Source organism: Microcoleus sp. B7-D4 (genome assembly GCF_036705125.1).
GTDB lineage: Bacteria > Cyanobacteriota > Cyanobacteriia > Cyanobacteriales > Microcoleaceae > Microcoleus.
Window position 1 is genome coordinate 44,430 of the sequence record NZ_JAUBTT010000044.1, and the last position, 20,664, is coordinate 65,093.

Annotated in this window: 16 protein-coding genes; 4 read left to right on the top strand and 12 right to left on the bottom strand. The window is 46.4% G+C overall.

From position 1 onward, the window contains the following. Positions 1–207: 207 nt before the first annotated feature. Positions 208–396 (top strand): hypothetical protein, encoded by a 189-nt coding sequence (locus QUB12_RS18610; RefSeq protein WP_333143090.1) that lies wholly within the window; start codon positions 208–210, stop codon positions 394–396. On the opposite strand, the gene QUB12_RS18615 is transcribed toward QUB12_RS18610, so the two are convergent. From QUB12_RS18615 to QUB12_RS18645, 7 genes are all read right to left on the bottom strand, one after another. After that, positions 393–1,661, bottom strand: a complete 1,269-nt coding sequence (locus QUB12_RS18615) for a YeeE/YedE family protein (RefSeq protein ID WP_333143091.1) — start codon at positions 1,659–1,661, stop codon at positions 393–395. The two genes, QUB12_RS18610 and QUB12_RS18615, sit on opposite strands and share 4 nt — an antisense overlap. Positions 1,662–1,885: 224 nt before the next feature. Next, positions 1,886–2,926: a sulfurtransferase gene (locus tag QUB12_RS18620; RefSeq protein WP_333300193.1), complete on the bottom strand. Its 1,041-nt coding sequence runs from the start codon at positions 2,924–2,926 to the stop codon at positions 1,886–1,888. Between the two features lie 165 nt (positions 2,927–3,091). After that, positions 3,092–3,676, bottom strand: a complete 585-nt coding sequence (locus tag QUB12_RS18625) for a Crp/Fnr family transcriptional regulator (RefSeq protein WP_333143093.1) — start codon at positions 3,674–3,676, stop codon at positions 3,092–3,094. An 87-nt stretch (positions 3,677–3,763) separates the two neighbouring features. After that, complete coding sequence (gene cysE / locus QUB12_RS18630) at positions 3,764–4,495, bottom strand: serine O-acetyltransferase (protein WP_445252004.1); 732 nt, start codon at positions 4,493–4,495, stop codon at positions 3,764–3,766. A gap of 157 nt (positions 4,496–4,652) precedes the next feature. Further along, positions 4,653–6,596, bottom strand: a complete 1,944-nt coding sequence (locus QUB12_RS18635; protein ID WP_333307955.1) for an ATP-binding protein — start codon at positions 6,594–6,596, stop codon at positions 4,653–4,655. Positions 6,597–6,849: 253 nt separating this feature from the next. Next, positions 6,850–7,881, bottom strand: coding sequence for a sulfate/molybdate ABC transporter ATP-binding protein (locus QUB12_RS18640; RefSeq protein ID WP_333102724.1), 1,032 nt, complete (start codon positions 7,879–7,881; stop codon positions 6,850–6,852). A gap of 279 nt (positions 7,882–8,160) precedes the next feature. Further along, positions 8,161–8,433 carry a hypothetical protein gene (locus QUB12_RS18645; RefSeq protein WP_333143097.1) on the bottom strand — a complete coding sequence of 91 codons (273 nt, stop codon included), beginning with the start codon at positions 8,431–8,433 and terminating at the stop codon, positions 8,161–8,163. A 123-nt stretch (positions 8,434–8,556) separates the two neighbouring features. Here QUB12_RS18645 and gltD point away from each other — a divergent pair, with 123 nt between their 5' ends. Further along, positions 8,557–10,041, top strand: a complete 1,485-nt coding sequence (gene gltD / locus QUB12_RS18650) for a glutamate synthase small subunit (RefSeq protein ID WP_333143098.1) — start codon at positions 8,557–8,559, stop codon at positions 10,039–10,041. Between the two features lie 734 nt (positions 10,042–10,775). On the opposite strand, the gene QUB12_RS18655 is transcribed toward gltD, so the two are convergent. The 3 genes from QUB12_RS18655 to QUB12_RS18665 form a co-directional block, all read right to left on the bottom strand. After that, positions 10,776–11,384, bottom strand: a complete 609-nt coding sequence (locus QUB12_RS18655; RefSeq protein WP_333143099.1) for a transposase — start codon at positions 11,382–11,384, stop codon at positions 10,776–10,778. A gap of 321 nt (positions 11,385–11,705) precedes the next feature. Next, positions 11,706–14,267: a primosomal protein N' gene (priA, locus tag QUB12_RS18660; RefSeq protein WP_333143100.1), complete on the bottom strand. Its 2,562-nt coding sequence runs from the start codon at positions 14,265–14,267 to the stop codon at positions 11,706–11,708. 79 nt (positions 14,268–14,346) lie between these two features. Then, positions 14,347–15,417, bottom strand: coding sequence for an ATP-binding protein (locus QUB12_RS18665; RefSeq protein WP_333143101.1), 1,071 nt, complete (start codon positions 15,415–15,417; stop codon positions 14,347–14,349). 613 nt (positions 15,418–16,030) lie between these two features. On the opposite strand from QUB12_RS18665, the gene QUB12_RS18670 reads away from it, so the two are divergent. Continuing rightward, positions 16,031–16,975, top strand: coding sequence for a fused MFS/spermidine synthase (locus QUB12_RS18670; protein WP_333143103.1), 945 nt, complete (start codon positions 16,031–16,033; stop codon positions 16,973–16,975). 361 nt (positions 16,976–17,336) lie between these two features. Here QUB12_RS18670 and QUB12_RS18675 read toward each other — a convergent pair whose 3' ends face one another. Continuing rightward, a complete protein-coding gene (locus QUB12_RS18675; protein ID WP_333143104.1) occupies positions 17,337–18,599 on the bottom strand; it encodes a lipid-A-disaccharide synthase in 1,263 nt (420 codons plus the stop codon). Positions 18,600–18,635: 36 nt separating this feature from the next. Here QUB12_RS18675 and QUB12_RS18680 point away from each other — a divergent pair, with 36 nt between their 5' ends. Next, a complete protein-coding gene (locus QUB12_RS18680) occupies positions 18,636–19,112 on the top strand; it encodes an ankyrin repeat domain-containing protein (protein ID WP_333143105.1) in 477 nt (158 codons plus the stop codon). Between the two features lie 106 nt (positions 19,113–19,218). On the opposite strand, the gene QUB12_RS18685 is transcribed toward QUB12_RS18680, so the two are convergent. Next, complete coding sequence (locus QUB12_RS18685) at positions 19,219–20,250, bottom strand: calcium-binding protein (RefSeq protein ID WP_333143106.1); 1,032 nt, start codon at positions 20,248–20,250, stop codon at positions 19,219–19,221. Positions 20,251–20,664: the final 414 nt, after the last annotated feature.

A 20,664-nucleotide genomic window follows, 5' to 3' on the forward strand; every position in this document is an offset into this window, starting at 1 on the left:
CGCTGATGTGGCAATTCTTATGAATGGCAACAGTGGCAAGAGTGAGAGACTGTTTTGTTAGCAGTTTGGCGATCGATCTTTGAGTGCGATCGCCACATCTCTCTACTTAATCTAATACATTATACTATTAAATACTTAATGTCTATATGTAGACAGTAGTTTGTTGTTTTAGGCGCGCTTGGCGGGAAAACGCGACGGAGCATCTCAATGAAAGCAGCAAAGCTCGAAATTGGAATTAGGAGTCAGGAGTCAGGAGCCAGGAGAAAAGAGTCAGAAGGAAGAAGAAAGAAGTGTTTTTGCAAATATGAGATGCTCCCAAACGCGACCTCTGTAGGGACAAAGGCAAAGCCTTTGTCCCTACCCGCAGGGCGATCGCCTATTCATGTTGGAAATTAATTCTCAAGTCGCAAGAGCGATCGCAATTTAATTCCCGCAACGCTGCCCAACAAAGCAGTCGCAATCCACAGCCAACCGTGCAAACTGGTAGAAGCAATACCGCTAAAAAAAGCGCCGACATTGCAGCCAAAAGCCAGCAACGCTCCGTAACCCATCAGGAAACCGCCGCTCAAAACGGCTGCAACTTTGGGTAACGACAGGTTTGTTTTGACGGCGAACTTGCCAGCCAAGGCCGCTGCTAAAATTGCACCCAAAACAATGCCAAAATTCATCACGGAAGTAACATCAGCAAAGATGCCTTTTTGCAGGGATTCCAATTTGTCTGGAGTATTCCAAAACGGGTTAGTTGTGGGATTCCAACCGAAAGCGGTAGCAAGTTCTGCCGCCCACAAAGTAAACCCCCAAGTCACTCCCCAAGGCCGGCCGTCAATTAACAGTTTTACCCAGTTGAGAAAGGCAAGGGCAAAAGCTCCGGCAGCCAGAGGCCAAGGGCCGTAAAGCCATCGATTTTTGATGTGGGATTGGGGATTTTTGAGGAGAGAATCTGCAGTTACGGGTTGCTTGCCGTTGGTGCGATTCCACTGCCAGAGGGCGATCGCAATTAACAGAAATACGCTTAGCTGCAAGATGACTGCGGGCATCCATCCCAAAGTTTTTCCTAAAGATATCGGTGGCAGCGAGGGCAAATGCCACAAATGTCTGGTCAAACTTCCTGCAAAAGAACCGATGCAAAAAGTCAGCAGCGTTAATAGCATTGACGCGCTGCCGCCGCCAATTGTCCAAAGCGTGCCACAAGCGCAGCCGCTGCCCAATTGCATTCCAATTCCGAATATAAAAGCGCCGATCGCATTTTGCCAGCCCACAGGCGCAACAGCCCCGGCTATTTTGTGTCCGAATGCCTCTCCTGATGCAAGTACGGGAGCAAAAAGTACAGTAGCAATTCCTAACATCAACAAGTGCGCTAAAACACCTGTAATATCGCGATCGGCAAATAATTTGCGGTAAGCAGAAGCAAAGCCAAAACTTGCATGATACAAACTCGCGCCCAGCAAGCCTCCAATCAGAAATAAAACGCTCTGCCGCCAGCCGTAGGCGCTCAAACCGGCCGCACCAGCAGCAAATAGCGTCAGTATCAGAGCTAAAATCGGACGCTGCGATCGGGGCGGCGAAGTTTTTGTCAGCGGTGAAAAAGCAATTTCTGCGGTGTTATTCACAATAAAATACTTGACTCCAGAAACAACTGTAAAGCGAGGCAGAGCCTCCATTTTAGCGCTAAGTTTTTCGCGGGGAAGTCTCCGATTTTTCCTCGGGTTGTTCGCTAGGAGTGCAAGCAACGGAATTATCTGCTTGTCGGTGCTCAGCTATTGTTGATAAACCAAAGCCAATCGAGCTGATTATTCCGAGCATTGATATCGAGATAATTACTGTTTTCATTCTACCTCTTCGGTCAATTTTTAGCCAAAATTGCTGTTAACTACAGATTTGTTTTCTACACTGCTTGTTCCGGACCAGTTTCTACAGGTAAATTAGTCTGACTGTATTCAGTCCAAGAACCTTCGTAGATTCTGACTTTCGGATAGTTCAGCAAGTGTTTCAAAACTACATATTGCAGCGTTGCTTCCCGCCCCGTACTGCAAGTAACGATGATGTCGCTGTTGCGATCGATCTTTTTAGCTGCCAAAATCTGCTTGATTTCGTCGAGAGACTTCAACTTGTGCGGGTTTTCAGCATCGGTAAAAGTCGGCCAGGGAATGTTGCGAGCGCCGGGAATGTGTCCGTTGCGCGTCCAGATTTTTTCTTCCCCTTGAAATAGTTTTTCCGGTCTGGGATCGATGAATGTGACGCCTGCTTTGCCAATTAAATTTTTGACTTCATCCAGGGTGACACGAATTGATTTGTTGTCTCGCACAGTCAGTGTACCTGCCGCGTATTTGGGAAACTCTTTCGTCACAGTTTGAGCTGCTTTGTAACCCGCATAACCTCCGTCGATAACTGCTATGTCCGAGTGTCCCAATCGCTCCAATACGTAAGCAACCATTGTCGCGCCGAGAATGTCTCTGCCGTCGGAATAAACTGCGACGCGGCTGTTGTCTGTTACTCCTGCCCGCGATAGTAATTGCCCCAGTTTATCCGGCGTTAGATACTGTACTGGCAAACCGCTGTCCGGCCCGCGCAAGGTGTTGTCGGCGATGTTGACTGCGTTGGGAAGATGCCCGATAAAGTAGTCCATTGGATTGGTGCGGACATCGAGAATTCGCAGGTTTTTGTCGCTGGCGTTTTGGGCAACCCACGCGGGGGAAACGAATTGAATTTTAGTTTTTGATTCCGCTGCTTGGGTTGGGAAAAATGGGAACAGAGGAATTGCGATCGCCAGCACCGCTAGGACGGCAATTAATGCCCCTATTTTGTTTCTTTTGAATCGAGCTTTCAGCCATTTAGTTTTCATTTTCTTTCCTCTTGCATTGTCTCTGTCGAAAAGCACAAAAAGCTCCTCGCTGCTAGAGAGCCGATCGCTCTCTATAGTAATCATCGTAAACTTGATCGAGTTACCGTATATTATAGGTATAGCTGTTGATTGTTGCACAGACAGTCTCAGAAAGTCAATAGTTTTTTTTAGTAGCGAAGGATACAGAATTTTTGGGGCGATTCCCTCCGGGATAGCTTCGCACGCGCGTGCGAGACATTGATTCTACCCTTAGATTTCGTAGTGCCACACCTCAGAAGGTTGCAGAATAATCCGGTGGAGTGGCAGACGATCGATCAAGCCTTGCTGCTCAAAATGACCGAGGGTGCGAGTGACAGTTACGCGACTTGTACCGATGATTTCTGCAATGTCCTGATGCGTTAAAATCATATCGATTAGATGTCCTTGCTCTACCTCAGAACCAAACCTCTTAGCCAGCCAAGTTAATAGTTGATAGAGCATAAAATCAACTCTTTTGTAACCTCGCATTACCATAAAGTCTTCAGCCTGCTGAATGTGACTGAGCAAAATATCTCTATTTAGCCAGCGATCGCCCGATAGTAAAATTGCCTCGACTTTAGTAAGGCATTCAATTTGAAAAGGATCGCATTTTGAGATTGGTTTGCCGATCGTATCACCAGGCCCCCACAATCCCAAGGTAATAATTGTGCCATCTTCAAGCCACGTTACAGTTCGCACTACTCCAGTTTCAATCCGCCACAGAGCATTGCTTCTGTTGGGCAAGTGCGAGCGGCGAGGAAATATATGGCGGCTCGTTTCATCAAAAGTTTTAGTGGAAAGAGAAGCAATAGTCATAGCCAGTTACTGAAAGAATAAAAGTTAGCTTGTCCAATGGCAGCAGGATAGTGTGGCTGGCAAAACTCTAGATAAATTAAAGCTTTACTAGATTCCTGCACCGTCTAAAAACTGTGTAATGAATAAATCCGAAGACTGAAATAATTCATGTTTTTCGACCTCTGCTTGCTCTGATTGATGTGTTTTGATCGGAGATAATTGAGATTTTAAGAAATTAACTTGCTCTTCTAAATCCTTAATTCTATCGAACAAAGCTCGAATCGCTTGAGCTTCCAAATCCGGTAGACCTTGAGAATTTTGAGCATCTTCCACCTGCTTTTTCCGAGAGATGATGCGGCCGGGAATTCCCACAACTGTGCAATCGCTAGGGACATCCCGCAGCACTACCGAACCCGCACCAATCCGAACATTATTGCCAATTTGAATATTGCCTAAAACTTTAGCACCGGCTCCCACGATTACATTTTCTCCCAGCGTCGGATGCCGTTTTCCTATTTCTTTACCCGTGCCGCCAATGGTCGCTCCTTGATAAATTACAGCATAATCTCCAACGATCGCAGTTTCGCCAATTACCACCCCCATGCCGTGGTCGATAAACACCCCCCTACCAATTGTCGCTCCTGGGTGGATCTCAATACCTGTTAAAAAGCGACTCAGTTGGGAAATCAAGCGCGGTACAAACGGCAGGCCAGCGGAATAAAGCCAGTGTGCTATCCGGTGCAAAAAAAGTGCTTGCAGTCCGGGATAGCAAAATAATACTTCCAGCCAGTTGCGCGCCGCGGGGTCACGTTCGTAAATAATTTGCAAGTCACTGAACATATTTAGTCCCGCCGTGTTTCGGTTATACAGTATCGGCAGTGCCGACGGTTTAAGCTGCATAAAGCAGTATTGGTTGTGGCATTCTTACTTATAATACTATAATCCGACCGAATTACAGTAGTTAATGAGAAAAAAATTTTTCTTTCCCCAGCCCTTTCTAAGCTGCCTCGGATATTTTCCGCGAAACAAACGGTACAGCTTGTCTGACTTCTTGCCGCAGCGGAATCTCGATCGAGAATTCCGTCCCCAATCCCGGTGTCGAATCGCAGCGCAGCATACCCTTGTGCTTTTCTACGACAATTTTATAGCTGATTGACAGTCCCAATCCTGTCCCTTTTCCCACAGGTTTAGTAGTAAAAAACGGGTCAAACAGCCGTTTTTTGACATTTTCTGCCATACCGGGGCCGTTGTCAGATATCCGCACAATTATTTTATCCGGGATGGAATATTCTGTGGTTATGGCGATCGCGATCGGATTAGCTTTCGCTGCTTTGGGCCCGCGATCGAGGTTGTAACTCTCAAGGGCGTCGATCGCATTAGCCAGAATATTCATGAACACCTGATTTAATTGTCCGGCATAGCACTCTACTAAAGGTAAATTGCTGTAGTTTTTAACAATCTCGATCGGCGGGCGATCGGCTGTAGCTTTCAGGCGACTTTGCAGAATTAGCAGAGTGCTGTCAATGCCTTCATGGATGTTGACAGGTTTCATTTCGCTTTCGTCTAAGCGAGAGAAATTCCGCAAAGATTGGACGATTTGAACAATGCGCTCGGCTCCTATTTTCATCGATGACAGCACTTCCGGCAAATCATCGCACAGAAAGTCAAACTCAATATTTCGTAAATGCTGTGAAATTTCCAAGGGAGGGTATAAATAGTGTTTTTGGTAGAGTTCTATTAACTCCAACAAATCCCTAGTATATTCGCGGGCGTGGTGGATATTGCCGTAAATAAAATTAATAGGATTGTTAACTTCGTGGGCTACACCAGCAACTAATAAACCCAAACTAGACATTTTTTCCTGCTGAATCAGTTGAGCTTGAGTTTGCTGCAACTCTTGCAAAGTTTGCTCTAGCTCTTGAGATTTAGCCGTGCGTTCTCCGGCTACTTTTTCAATTTTTTCGGTATAATCTAACAAGCACATTAGATAAATGGTCGCCGCAAAAGTCAAGACTATCCCAAAAATTAAAACAGTCAAAGAACGCCCAAAATTAAGAGGATTAATGTACTCTGGCGTTAGCCGTAGTTGCAGCAACCACCTGCGATTTTCAATATTGATAATGCGGGTGCAACTGCTGCCGTCTGGGCAGTAAGCTCTTTCCCCAAGCTGGAGTTGATTTTTGATATTTTCGTCGGTAATTATCCTTTTTGTCTTCGCTTCGTAAAAGGCAAGAAATTTTTCTGATTCAGGAGCCATAGCATCTTGAAGATACACATTAACAAAGTTGAGCTGATTTTCCTGCAAAGCGGATTTAACAATAGCATCAACGAGCAAAATTCCGAAAGCAAAACCTTTCAAATTTTCTGGTTCTGTAGCAGCTAAATTTTCCGGGAAGTCGGCGGTATCGCCCGGATAAGTTGGACTAAAAATTGGCAGGAAGACGAAGACGCCAGGGTGATTTTCTGAGGGCAATTTTTGGCGATCTGTCGCGATAATTTCTTGTCTTTTTGTGGCGTTTTCTAACGCTAGCCGGTTGGCAGTTAAATCTAAGCTTAAAGCTATTTCCTCTGTCATAAATTGCGGAGAGCCTGAAAAACGCGGCAGCCAAGCGATCGCCTTCAGGCTCGGATGGCGGTAGAGGGCAGAACCAACAAATGTCTTCATTTCGGGTTTTTTAACGCCGTCAAATACGCTGTAAAATGCTCCCGCAGCCCGAATGATTTCTAAATTACCGCTAACATCTTTCTGAATGTCTGTAGCTATTTTGTCCAGGCGGTCTTGCAGTTCGGCTTGCATGGATTTATATTCCCAATTGTACGCGACTGAAGAAGCGATCGCAGACAGCCCTAATCCTGCACAAAGTGTTAATCCTGCCTGGATGTAACGGCGATAACTAAGTAAAGTGCTAGTTGCTAAATTCAAGAAGTTGTTAGCAGTCATATTCTTCACCTATCTTGTTTCTAGTTCTCCGTCCCAGGCTCTGCCTGAGATTTCTAGTTTTTCTCGTTTTCTGGTTCTCAGGCTCTGCCCATTTTCTCGTTCCCAGGCTCTGCCTGGGAATGAATTTCAGGAGGCTCTGCCTCCGATGGAGAGCCACGAGACAGCATTACCAGGCACGAGCCTGGTAACGATGTGGCAGCAGTGTTTTGTAGAAGCTCCCCAATAGTATTTTGAGTAAGATGCAGCCGCTGATTTAAATTGAATAAGCAGGGAAAGTCATCGCGTGTTTGGGCTTGACGTAAACTTGCTGATCTCGCTTTAACTGTAGAGAATCGAAGCGCTCGCGACTCACGTAAGCTGTTACTACCTGCTCGGATTCTAACACTAACTCGGTTTGTATTTCCCGCCCTAAATGAATGATGCGACTGACTTTTGCTAATGAAAAACCCGACTCTGGCTTAGTTTTAATTTCCACGTCGTGGGGGCGCAAAAACACTACGTCCGAATGAGCGGCTCCATTATTGCGAGCCGTTGTGGCGTTGCTGGCGAACAAACCTGCAGCATTCGACAGCACATTGACCGGCCCAATAAAACTCATCACAAAAGCTGATGCCGGTTTGTCGTAAATTTCAGCAGGAGTGCCAACTTGTTCGACTCTACCTTTGTTCATTACCACAATTTCATCGGCTACTTCCATAGCTTCTTCTTGGTCGTGAGTCACAAAAACTGTGGTGATGTTAACTTCTTTGTGAAGGTTGTGCAGCCACGATCGCAATTCTTTGCGGACTTTAGCATCTAATGCTCCAAAAGGTTCGTCTAGCAGCAGCACTTTTGGTTGAACTGCTAGAGCTCTCGCCAAAGCCACCCGCTGCCGCTGGCCGCCGGAAAGTTGCGAAGGATAGCGATCGCCCAAACCTGTCAACTGCACTAAATCCAAAAGTTCATCAACCCGCTTGCTAATAGAGTTTTTAGGAACTTTGCGAATTTCCATTGCAAAAGCAATATTTTTCCGAATACTCATGTGTTTGAACAAAGCGTAGTGCTGAAACACAAAACCGATATGCCGTTCCTGCACCGACTGCTGAGTAGCATCCTCGCCGATCAAGTAAATATGACCGCTGTCTGGCGGTTCGAGTCCCGCAATCATCCTCAGCAGAGTCGATTTCCCCGAACCGGAAGGCCCTAAAAGCGCGACTAGAGAGCCGTTGTTTATTTTCAAACTCACGTTGTCAATGGCGTGGAAGGAGCCGAAGTGTTTCGATACGTTCTCAATTGTAATGCTCATGACTTTGTGTACCTATTTTAGGAGTTGACGGTATTAACTCCATATATCTGACCGATTTACAGTAGTATATCCTGAAATTAATATTTGGCAAGGCCTGTAACTTTTTGTATTGTATTTCGAGCCCTCCTGATGGGAACGGCGCTTGAAAGTTGACGCTGGCGGGCCGTCCGAGTTAACCCGCGAGGGTTTCCAGATGTGGGATTATCGGTAAATGCGATCGTCGGAGAATAAGCCATGCGGAAATTACGTAGAAACCGGGTTTGATGGACGGGGAGCATCTCATATTTGTAAAAATACTTCTTCTGGCTCCTTCCTTCTGGCTCCTTCCTTCTGCCTCTTTCCTTCTGCCTCTTTCCTTCTGCCTCCTGCCTCAAAACTCCAATTTCTAGCGGAGGGCTGCAAAGGTGAGATGCTCCCGATGGACGAAAATACTGCATCATCACCTTTAAAACCTTTAATCTCCGTAAAAAACCCGGTTTCTTTGCTGTCGATGTATCTATATTTTACCGCAGCCAACAATTCCCCGACTCCCGGCGATATTAAAGATTTCATGTACAAATTGCTCAATCTGAGGTGCGATCGCCCACAATTTATATGACAATAGTTAGTTCATAAGCATACAGGCTTCAGCTTTGACAAACTACCAGAATAGTAAATTCTAACCAGAACACCACTATGGGAAAACCAACAGGCTTTATCGAATTCTTGCGCGAATTGCCCTCCGAACTCTCACCAGTCGAGAGAGTCCACAACTGGGACGAATTTCACCTACCGATGGATGAGGACAAACTCCGCACCCAAGGCGCGCGCTGCATGGATTGCGGCATTCCGTTTTGCCACACGGGGACAATTATCAGTGGCATGGCCAGCGGTTGCCCGATTAACAACCTCATCCCCGAATGGAACGACCTAGTATATCGCGGACTCTGGAAAGAAGCCCTCGACAGACTCCACAAAACTAACAACTTCCCCGAATTCACCGGCCGCGTCTGTCCCGCACCCTGCGAAGGCGCTTGCGTGCTCGGCATCAACAACCCGCCGGTGACGATTAAAAACATCGAAGCCGCAATTATCGACAAAGGCTGGGATGAAGGCTGGGTTACTGCCGAACCACCCGCCAAACGCACCGGCAAAAAAATCGCCGTCATCGGTTCCGGGCCCGCAGGTTTGTCCGCCGCCGCGCAACTAAATAAAGCCGGTCATTGGGTAACAGTATACGAAAGAGCCGATCGACCAGGCGGCCTGCTAATGTATGGCATCCCCAACATGAAGCTAGACAAAGAACAAGTCGTAATGCGCCGCCTCAAAGTCCTCGAAGACGAAGGCGTGACATTCGTCTGCAACACCGAAGTCGGCAAAGACTTACCAGCCGAACAACTGCTAAAAGAATACGACTCCGTTGTGCTCTGTACCGGCGCCACCAAACCCCGCGACTTAGGCATCCCCGGCCGGGAATTAAAAGGCATCCACTTCGCAATGGACTTCCTGACAGCAAACACCAAAGCAGTTTTAGACAAGAGCACCAACGATAACTTCATCTCCGCCGAAGGCAAAGATATCGTGATCATCGGCGGCGGCGACACCGGCACCGACTGCGTGGGCACCTCCATCCGCCACGGCTGCAAAAGCCTGGTACAGCTAGAAATCCTGCCCAAACCGCCGTCGGAACGGGCGGCCAACAATCCCTGGCCGGAATGGCCAAAAGTCTACCGTCTCGACTACGGCCAAGAAGAAGCCGCAGCCAAATTCGGCGACGACCCCCGCGGCTATCTCACCACGGCGACAAAGTTCGAGGGCGACGAAAACGGCAATGTCAAAGCTGTGCACACCGTTGAGGTGGAGTGGGCGAAAAACGAGAAAGGGCAGTTCATTCCGAACCACATCCCGGGCACGGAAAAAGTGTTGCCCGCACAGCTTGTCTTGCTAGCGATGGGCTTCCTCGGCCCGGAACAGCCCTTGCTGGATGCGCTGGGATTGGAACGCGACGCGCGCAGCAACGTGAAAGCCGAGCACGAAAAATATACAACCAGCATTCCGGGAGTTTTTGCGGCTGGGGACTGTCGCCGGGGACAAAGTTTGGTGGTTTGGGCGATTAATGAAGGGCGCGGCGTGGCCCGGGAGTGCGACCTTTATCTGATGGGGAGCACTGATTTGCCTTAGTTGGTAGGTGTGAGTCGATCGAGATTGTTTGATTTCCGATAATTTATTAGGCCCGTAAGGGCGGGTTCGCCAAGATTTTGATTTAAAAACCAAAAATATTGTAAACCCGCCCTTTGTACCTTGAAAGAGGTAGATTGCGATTTACCTTTGGGTGGGGGCGGGTTTACGAGATTATGGATTTTAGGCAATTATTATTGGTGAAACCCGCCCCTACAAATCTCTCGATTTGGGATGATTTTCGTGAATAAATTCCGATAATTTATTATGCCTGTAGGGGCGGGTTTTACCAACAATATTTGAGGCTCACAAACAATCTATAAAAACCCGCCCCCACCCAACAAATAACCCAGATTAACGTGATGTTTGAGAGCAGCCCAAAAAGGTAGGGGGCGGGTTTATTATATTGTGGGTTTATGACAGAGATGGTTGGTGAAACCCGCCCCTACGAATCGGTTCATTTGGATTTCTCGTTGGGGGGGGCGGGTTTGTTATATTGTTGGTTTATGGCAGAGATGGTTGGTGAAACCCGCCCCTACGAATCGGTACATTTGGATTTCTCGTTGGGGGGGCGGGTTTATTATATTGTGGGTTTATGGCAGAGATGGTTGGTGAAACCCGCCCCTACGCATTGGTACATTTGGATTTGTCGTTGGGGGGGGGCGGGTTTTTTATATTGTTGGTTTATGGCAGAGATGGTTGGTGAAACCCGCCCCTACGAATCGATCGACCTAATATTAGAGGACGATCGACTGTATATAAGATTTGCCATTCCATTCGATCGCCAGCGGACTAGATTCATTAATTTTGACTGAATTATGAGGATACAATTCATCTTTTCCCCACAATAAAGGATTATTAACAATATATTCACGAATGGCAACTAATGATTCTTCATTGCGGATGATATGTTCGTAATAACCCCGCTGCCACACCGATATGCTTGTCAAATATCGCATTTGGTTAATTCGCCGCGCCGAAGATGTTTTTAAACCCCGCACAATTTCCGACAAAGGATGGATTTTTGATTTTATCAGGCCAAATTTATCGGATTCTGTAGAATTTATTTCGGGGCTGCCTTTCAAAACAATAATTCCATGAACGTGATTTGGCATCACAATAAAATTGTCTAATGCTACGTTTGGGTAACGTTTGGGAAGAATGCTCCTATTGAATAAAACAGTTTTCCCATAGGGACTCAATTGCATTTGATCATTAATAACGTCGCCGAATAAACATTCGCGCTGCCAACTGCAAATAGTGATAAAATACGCACCGGGAGTCCTATAATCATATCCTGGCAGGCGAATTGAGCGGCGGTGGTGTTTGTTACGATCGTATTTCATAATTTTGTTTCCATAAAACAGTTGTTCGTTCGGTGGGGGCGGGTTTATTATATTGTTGATTTATGACATAAATGGTTGGTAAAACCCGCCCCTACGATGGGCTGTAGGGGCGGGTTTTACCAACAATATTTGAAGCTGACAAACAATCTATAAAAACCCGCCCCCACCAACCCATAACCCAGATTAACCTGATGTTCGATCGAATTCAAAAAATGTAGATTCGGATTTGTCGTGTTCGTGGGGGCGGGTTTATTATATTGTTGGTTTCCGACATAGATTGTTGGTGAAACCCGCCCCTACAACGGCCTGTAGCCCCACCAATCAACCAAAATTCAACGGATCGACATCAATAGTTAAACTAACAGAACGCGGCGTGCGATCGCGCAATCCGATCAAATCCGACAAATCCACCGACTCATCCAAAGGCAACTTCAGCAAAATCTGCCACCGATAGCGATTTGCCACCCGCATAATCGCCGCAGGTGCAGGCCCCAACAACTCACACCCCGGTACAGACAATCGCTCAATATACTCCTGACAAACAGACGCTAATTGTACCGCCGTCACCGCCACTTCCGCCGCATCTACACTGCTCAATCGCAACAATACCAGCCGCCCCGAAGGTGGATAATTCAGCGCTGCTCTTTCTGCTAATTCTGTTTCCACAAAATCCGCATATTCGTGCCGCCTAACTGCTTGAATAACCCGATGTTCTGGAGTGTAAGTTTGAATAATTACCCGCCCCGGATCATCACCTCTGCCTGCACGGCCCGCGACTTGAGTTAATGTTTGAAAAGCTCGTTCGCTTGCCCGATAATCGGATAAGTTTAGCAACCCATCAGCAGACACAACTCCCACCAATGTTACTCCAGCTAAATCTAACCCTTTCGTCAGCATTTGCGTACCCAACAAAATGTCAGCTTCCCCATTAGCAAATTGCGTTAACAATCTGCGGTGGTCGCCCTTATTTCTAGTCGTATCGCTGTCAAACCGAATAGCCCGCAATTCTGGAAACAATCTCGTTAATTCCTGTTCGACTCGCTGAGTGCCACTACCAAAGTTTTTGAAGTAAGGAGAACTGCAATCCGGGCAGTTTTGGGGGTGTCGTTCCGTGTGGTTGCAGTAGTGACACCGCAATATTTCTGCTGTTCCTTCGCCGACGTGGTGATAAGACAGGGAAACATCGCAATTCGGGCATTCCATCACATAGCCGCAACTCCGACAAGACACAAAGGTACTGTGTCCTCTTCTGTGAATAAACAGGATACCTTGCTGTTGTCTTGCCTGCAATTGTTCCAGCGCGTTTTGCAGGGAGACGCTGAAAATGGAGCGGTTTCCTTGCCGCAATTCTTGGCGCATATCGACTATTTCCACAGGCGGCATCGGGCGGGAATAAATGCGATCGGGCAATGATAAATAATGGATATTTGGTAACGAGTAATAATCTCGGCGCGTCCCGACAAAAGTCTCTAAAGCTGGCGTTGCGGAACCTAAAATTAAGGGACAATTTTCTAATTCGGCGCGCCATTTGGCAACGGTGCGGGCATGGTAGCAGGGGGCTGGTTGGTCTTGTTTGAAGCTGCTGTCGTGTTCTTCATCGAGGATAATTAAGCCGAGGTGAGGTAAAGGCGCAAAAATGGCCGATCGCGTGCCGATGACAATTTGCGGGGTTCCAGTCAGCATCTGACGCCATGTATCGTAACGTTCGCCGTCGGATAGGGCGCTGTGGTACACGCAAATTTGCTCGCCAAAACGGGCTCGGAATCTGTCTGTAAGTTGCGGTGTCAAACCGATTTCGGGAACGAGTACGAGGGCGGATTTGCCGCTGGCTAAGATTGGGGCGATCGCCTGCAAATACACTTCGGTTTTCCCGGAACCTGTAACGCCGTGCAGCAGCACTTGACGAAATCCCGAAAAAGAGTTAATAAACGCTAAGGCTTGAGCTTGAAAATGAGTTAAAGTTTTCGGTGCATCGGGCAATTGAGAAATTCCGCGATCGCCCCTGAGAACTTCCCTTTGATCGATGACAACGCTACCTTTTTGTTCCAAATTTTTGACAACAGAAGAACTCGCGCTGCAAATTCTCAGCAAATCGTTCATCCACATTTCACCGCCGCCACGTCGCAAAACTTCCAATACTTCTTGTTGCCGCTTGGTTAAATCTGTGACAAATGCACTAGCAATTAATGTCACTGCAGGTTTGAGTTGTGGTTTGGGAGGATTGGGAGGTTCTAAATAACTTTCTACCCAACCGCGTTTCAATAAATCTTTCAATCCCCGATAACTTCCCTTGACTTGTCGCTGGAGGTATTGCCAAGTGTAATCGCCGTTTTTTTGAGCTTGCAGCAATTGCAAAATTTGACTCGCTGCCGGATTGAGAAATGTTTCGGCATTCGGAGAAATTGCGTCCTTAATTAAGCGAATTCGGCGCACGGAACGGCTTAACAAACCGGGCGGCAGTGAGGCTCTAATTACTTGAATTAAAGGTGTGCAATAATAGGTGGCAGTGCGATCGAGCAATTCCCAGTAATTAGGCGGGAAAAAGCCCGCACTGACAACATCTTCGACATCTTTAACCCGCGCCGGATCTAAGTCGGGCGGCAGTTGAGAAATGAACCGAATTGCGATCGCCCCTACCTGTTGACTGCCAAAGGGTACACTCAAGATATCTCCTGGTTGCACGGTAAGTTCCGCAGGTAAACGATAGGTAAATAACTTGTTTTCCTCCCCTGCGGAGTCCCCCGCCACCCTGAAAGGAGAGTCCACCAATACCTCGATCCACTCTGCTTGCACGGTGGGGCGCTGTGGCGGTTCGCTGCTGCCGTAGGATGCCCCGGCCTCTGCCGCTATAGGGGTTGACAAACCAAAAGTGACAGTAGACATAAGGTTGCACATCAAACTAGGAGGAGCCGCGGTCAAAGGGAGTTTTCATTATCCCTCAGTTTAGCTCGATCGATCGCTCTTAGCTGCGGGAATTGGCGATCGGAATCTCGATCGCGAATTCAGTCCCTTCTCCAATTGCGGATATGCACTCCAACCTCCCGCCGTGTTTGTCCACAACAATCTGATAGCTAATTGACAATCCCAAACCCGTCCCGTGACCAACTTGTTTGGTGGTGAAAAACGGATCGAAAATTTTCGCTTTTACAGATTCATTCATTCCCATACCATTATCTTTGATGCTAATTCTTGCCCATTTTCCGGAAATAATAGAAGTAGTAATGCTCATCTGGATAGGGTTGGATTCTATCTCCTCCTGTGAAGACTTTTGCTCTCGCTCTCGCAGGGCATCAACAGCATTATTAATGATGTTCATAAACACCTGATTTAATTGCCCAGCATAACACTCGACCTTGGGCAAATCTCCATAATCTTTAATAACACTAATAGCGGCATGACCGGGCTTTTCTTTAGTTAAATGCTGCAAAATTAACAATGTGCTGTCAATTCCTTCGTGAATGTTAACTGGTTTTTTTTCACCTTCATCTACCCGCGCAAAGTTGCGTAAAGTCAGCACTATTTCGCGGATGCGCTCGGAACCCACTTTCATTGACGAAAGAGTTTTCAACAAATCTTCGCGCAAAAAGTCGATGTCAATTTTTTCCAGAAAAGCTTCAATCTCTGCATCTGTTTCGGGATACCTATCCTGGTACATTGCTAGCAATGTTAAAATGTCGCCAGCGTAGTCATTGACATAGGTAATATTGCCGTAGATGAAGTTGACGGGATTGTTGATTTCGTGGGCAATACCAGCTACCAAAATGCCCAAAGCCGACATTTTTTCGGCTTCGATCAATTTGAGCTGCATTGTTTGCTGGTTTTCCAGAGCTTTTTCTAGTGTAGACATTTTGGCTTTTAAAATATTTTCGGAATCTCTAAATTCCTGCGTGAGCTTTTTTAGCAAAGATTCTTTTTTTTGATTAAGGGCTTGTAATTGGCTGCGTTCGGTTTCCGAAGTTTCAAGTTTTTCCCGCAGGATTCGATTTTCCTTTTCCAGCTCTTTGATTCTGTTTTCCCAGTCTGTTGGTTCCATCGGCTATTATTTTGAACCTAAAAATAGTGTCATAACAGTTTTATTAGGAAATTTAGTTGCACCCTTTACCTAGTGATAATTTCGTCGCACATCGCCTCGGCAATTTGGTCAGAAGAATTTAACACTTCCTTTATTTTGCTAGGTCTAAAAATCTTATCTAATATAGATTCTCAATGTCAAGATATTAATAACAAGTCTGGTTAAAACCGATCGCTACTTTTATTCCCCCTCTCGCATTTGCGGGGTTTTCATCCGATTGTTGATAAATAAGCAGGTCGATCGCCAACTTATAAAGGCGGGCCCAGCGCGAAAAATTGCCCGATTCAGACAACATTTGTACAAAACCCGCCGGCAAGGCAAAGCGAAAATATTAAATGTGAGTGCGATCGAGTGGGGGCTACGGGAAAAGTGATCTCGACGGGACGCGCGAGATCCCACAAGCAATCTCAAGTACCAAGCCACTTGCTCTATCCCAGAACGCAATCACACTATACCATTGCTGAGAAATCTCACTTTAATGTGTCGATCGTACTCACACACCCGCACCATTTTGTGCTAATAACTACTACTTGTGACAACATCGACACAGCAGTTTATATTTGGAGAGTAATTGATGTCAGGTAGCGAAGTTCGTGCAGACTTTTGGATGAGCGAGTACATTACCCCTTGGGATATTTACGTTCACGGCGTCATCGCCGTGCTCGCTTACAAAAAAACTGCCTATCAAGAAATGTACGTAGTTCAAACCGGTACCTACGGGAAAGGCTTAGTTTTAGACGGTAAGTGGCAATCTTGTACAGGCGACGAGTTTCTGTACCACGAACCCCTGGTGCACCCAGCGATGATTTGTCACGGTTCACCCAAAAAAGTCCTCGTTCTCGGCGGCGGAGAAGGAGCTACAATTAGAGAAGTGCTGCGCTGGAAAACAGTTGAAAAAGTCGTGATGATCGACATTGACGGCGAAGTAGTAGAAGCTTGCCGCGAACACCTGCCCGAAATGCACCAAAATGCCTTTGACGACCCCCGCTGCGAAGTAGTAATCGGCGATGCTTTGGACTATTTAGATAACACTGACAATGATTGGGATATTGTCATTTCTGACTTGTCCGATCCCATTGAAGAAGGCCCATCTTTCCAGTTGTTTACCAAAGAGTATTTTGAGAAAGTTCGCAAGGTAATGTCACCTAACGGATATTTCGTAGTGCAAGCGGGTCCAGTTTCTCCGGCAGAAATGAAAATGCACGCTCGCATTGTAAATACCCTGAAATCTGTTTTCCCCAATGTTCAATCCTGCACCAGCTTTATTTCTACTTATGGAGCTCCTTGGGGTTTCGCCATAGCTTCTAATCAAGAAATAAATACGCGCCCCGAACCCGAAGTTACTGACAAATTACTCGCCGAGAAAACAACTGGCGGGTTGCGGATGTTGGATGGGATTACGCTGTTGGGATTGATGCAAGTTCCCGGTCACTTGCGGCAGGTAATTGCCGCTGAAACCGAAGTTTACACTATGGCAGCACCGCCTAAGTTTTTCGGGAAAGGCTCTGTCAGTCAGTGAAGTTAAATTGAAATCGAGGTTAAGTTCCTGTAGGGGCGGGTTCACCAACAATAATTGCCAAAAACCGACAATCTCAAAAACCCGCCCCCACCCAACTAATAGCCTGTATCAACCTTTATTTATAAAATACGGGAATAATGCAGATTGAGTTGGGGGGGCGGGTTTATTTAGATCGTGAATTACCGTCAGAGATTTGTGGTGAACCCGCCCCTACGATACAAATCAAATTATTTCCTATTTTATTTATAAAATACGGGAATAATGCAGATTGATATTTACTGTTGGGCGGGGGCGGGTTTATTTAGATTATGAATTACAGTCAGAGATTGTTGGTGAACCCGCCCCTACGAGGTTTTATTGATTATTGCACCTCAATTTCTTCACAAACCAATTCAGCAATTTTTTTCGCCGCCCCCGATTCTCCTCGAACCGCACGCAAACGATCGCCCATTTGTGCTAATTTATCAGGATGGCTCAAATAGTCGATCGCCAATTGAGCAATTACTTCTGGTTCCAGCTTCCCAATCAACTCCGGCACAATCTCCTCCTGTGCCCAAATATTCGGCCAAGCATAAAGCTTTCCCTTTCCCAATTGCCAGATAAGCCAATTAATCACCGTCGCAAAAACTGAACCGACTAACGGCAAATTTGCCAGCAATCCCGGCAAACCATCCCAAGCTTTCATCGCATCCAATTGCTGCGTCGGAATCAAAACAATCATGGGTACAGCTAACGAACCCAATTCGGCAGTATTCGCTCCCACAGTAGTTAAACACAGGCTGCATTCTGATAGCAAATCGTAAGCTGGCGTCTGCGTCCAAAGTTCTACTTGCAACTTATTTGCTGTCTGCAAAAACGGCGTTTCTGTTAAATGAAGTTCGGCGCTGGCGTTCTCAAATAAATGCAGGCAAGGATTGTGTTTTGGGTCGGCAAAACGTGCTAGAGTTTGCACATCTAAGGTAGGAGCAACGGGAATTACAAAGCGAGTTTCAGGGCGGAGGCGATGGATAGATTGGGCGATCGACAAACATAACGGTACACCTAAAGCTAATTTGGCCGCTTTAGAACCGGGCAACAATCCAATTAATTCTATTTTCCGTAGGGGCGGTGCCCCCGTGCCCGCCCTGCCCGATTTCCCGTTCCCTACTTCCGCGATCAAATCTCCGACAACTGTAAATTTCTTAGCATATTTTTGGGGAATTTTAGCAAAAACTTCTGGTTTCATCGCCGCAAATTTATCAATCCAGCGATACCACCGCGCGTCCCATTCAGCATAAATAACAGTGCGATATTTTAGCCTTTTGCCAATAACAACCGTAAAAAATTGATCGCCGCCTAAAAACAAAACAACTCCCGTTTCATACCAATCCCAATTTTCAGCCGTTTTGCCCGACAATAAGAATGGAAAAAAATGCTCCGGTGCTTGCACTCGGTCAACTTCTGGGTAGGAAGATGCGATTTGCGCTTCTTTCCCGGTGGCGTGCGGACAGGGGGACAGCACCACAGAGATCCGCGCTTGAGTACCCGCGTTTGCCAATTGCTGGCGCAAAGCTTGCACGACGGGACGCACCCAAGTTGCCAATTCTCCGGGGCCGTTGGAGAGGATTAAAATATCGACTGTCATAGGATTTAATATTTGAGAGGATACAAGGGAGAATTTATGACAGATTTAATTGATGCCGTCAAGACGGGTGATGTTGCGGCTGTAGAAAGTGCGATCGAACAGTGTGCAGATATCAATGCTAAAGATGAGGAAGGCGGGACGGCTTTGACGGCTGCGGCTGAGGCTGGCAATTCGGCGATCGTCAAAAAATTGCTGGCTGCAGGTGCCGGGCCCAACAGTCAAGATAATGACGGGTGGACGCCGTTAATGAGTGCCGCTGCTGCCGGACATACCGAGATTGTACAGCTTTTGCTGGAGGCGGGAGCGGATGTGAATGCTAAAACTAATTTTGGTTTGACGGCTTTGATGAGTGCTGCAGGTAGCGGGCGCACTCAAGTTGTGGAATTTTTAATTGATAAAGGAGCTGATATCAAAGCGTATGATAATAATACTTGGACTGCGTTAATTTGGGCGTCTTCGGAGGGCCACAAAGATGCGGTTGAGGTTTTGAAGCTAGCGCGCGATCGGCATTAAAGACTTAGAAACCGGGTTTATTCGAGAAACCCGGTTTCTGGATGGTACAATTAATTATCGTACTCCCCAGCAGCGATCAAGCAAATCCTGAATAGCTGCGAGATTTCTACCCAATTAAAGAAGTTGACCAACTATATTCTGAAGGTAATAAATTCAACTTTAGATTTCCGCCACCTTCAATAACTGCGATCGTATCACCATAACTAAGTTGGTCGCCTCCATTTGGTGTAAAGAACGGCAAGCCGTTTGTTTGGATTGCTAAATCTCGATTATTGTTGATGGGAAACACAATGTATTTATCGAATGATGTAGAGCCGAGCTGGATCGTATCCTGACCTTGGGTAAAGTTTTGAATTGTAGCAAAACCCGGTCCAAGGTAGAAAGATTTATATCCAATCACAAACACTCTACTGGTATATACAGGCTGCGCTAACACGAATGTATCGGCGCCGGGTCCGCCAATGAGAGTATCGAATTCGTTGCTGCCGTCACTTCCAGACACTCCGGCGCCAAAGCCTGCAGAGCTTGTTACTCCAACTAATTCGACATTCCCCACTCCTATACCAGTGAGGGTGTCATTGCCGGAAGTTCCGATAAAAGTAGCAGTCCTGTTTGGCTCGTTTTTTCCGAAATTGAAGTAGTGTTCCCGACCAGTTGTCAAAGCTCCAGAGTAGACAAGAGGTCCAATATCACGGTTTCTATTTAAGTATACTGTTTCATAGAAAGAAGTACCATTGCTGAAGCCGCCGAATTGAATGAAGTGCTGGTAGCCACTTTTAAAGTTATTCTCAATAAACGACCGCGAATCTCGGTTAGTTGCTACATAAAATGCTTCGTCATAATTTGGCGATACGCGCGATCGACCCTCTTCGTAACCGTATTGGATAAAGTGGTCTAAGCCCGTCGCAAAAGGCACGTTTGGGTTGTTGGGAGTGCGGACAAAGGGTGTGATGTCTGGATTGCCGGCAAGGTAAGTAGCTTCGTCAAAGTACCGCGATATTTTTGTGAGGCCACCGGCTTGACCGAACTTTTCAAAGTGTTCTCTGCCGGATTTTATAATTCCTGCATCAATAGCCGGTTTCACCCAAGGATATTGGGAAAGGTAGTATGGTTCGTCAAAAATCTCATAATTAGTCATAATTATTTCTCCAAGCTTAGTCTGCTTACTTGTCGATTAAACTTGACCCACTATAACTAACTCTACTAACTCACTATGTCAAGTTAATTATTGTTAAGCCTGTTTTATTATTTTTAGGGCAAACACAAAAGTGCGATCGCCCATTTTGCGAATGTGCGATCGTACTCCCCAGCAGCCAAAGGTAAATCCTTAACTGCTTCGAGATTTCTATCGAAGGAAAGATGTAAAAGAAAGAGATTTTAGTAATAAATTAAAACTGAGATTGCGGTCGCCTTCAATAACAGCGAGCGTGTCACCGCGGTTGGTTTCGACCCCTCCATTTTTAACAACAGAGAAGCAGGGTAAACGCATCTAAATTAATTTGACAAATACCTAAATTTGTGCACTACTAAATAACTAAAAAAACCTTCTAAA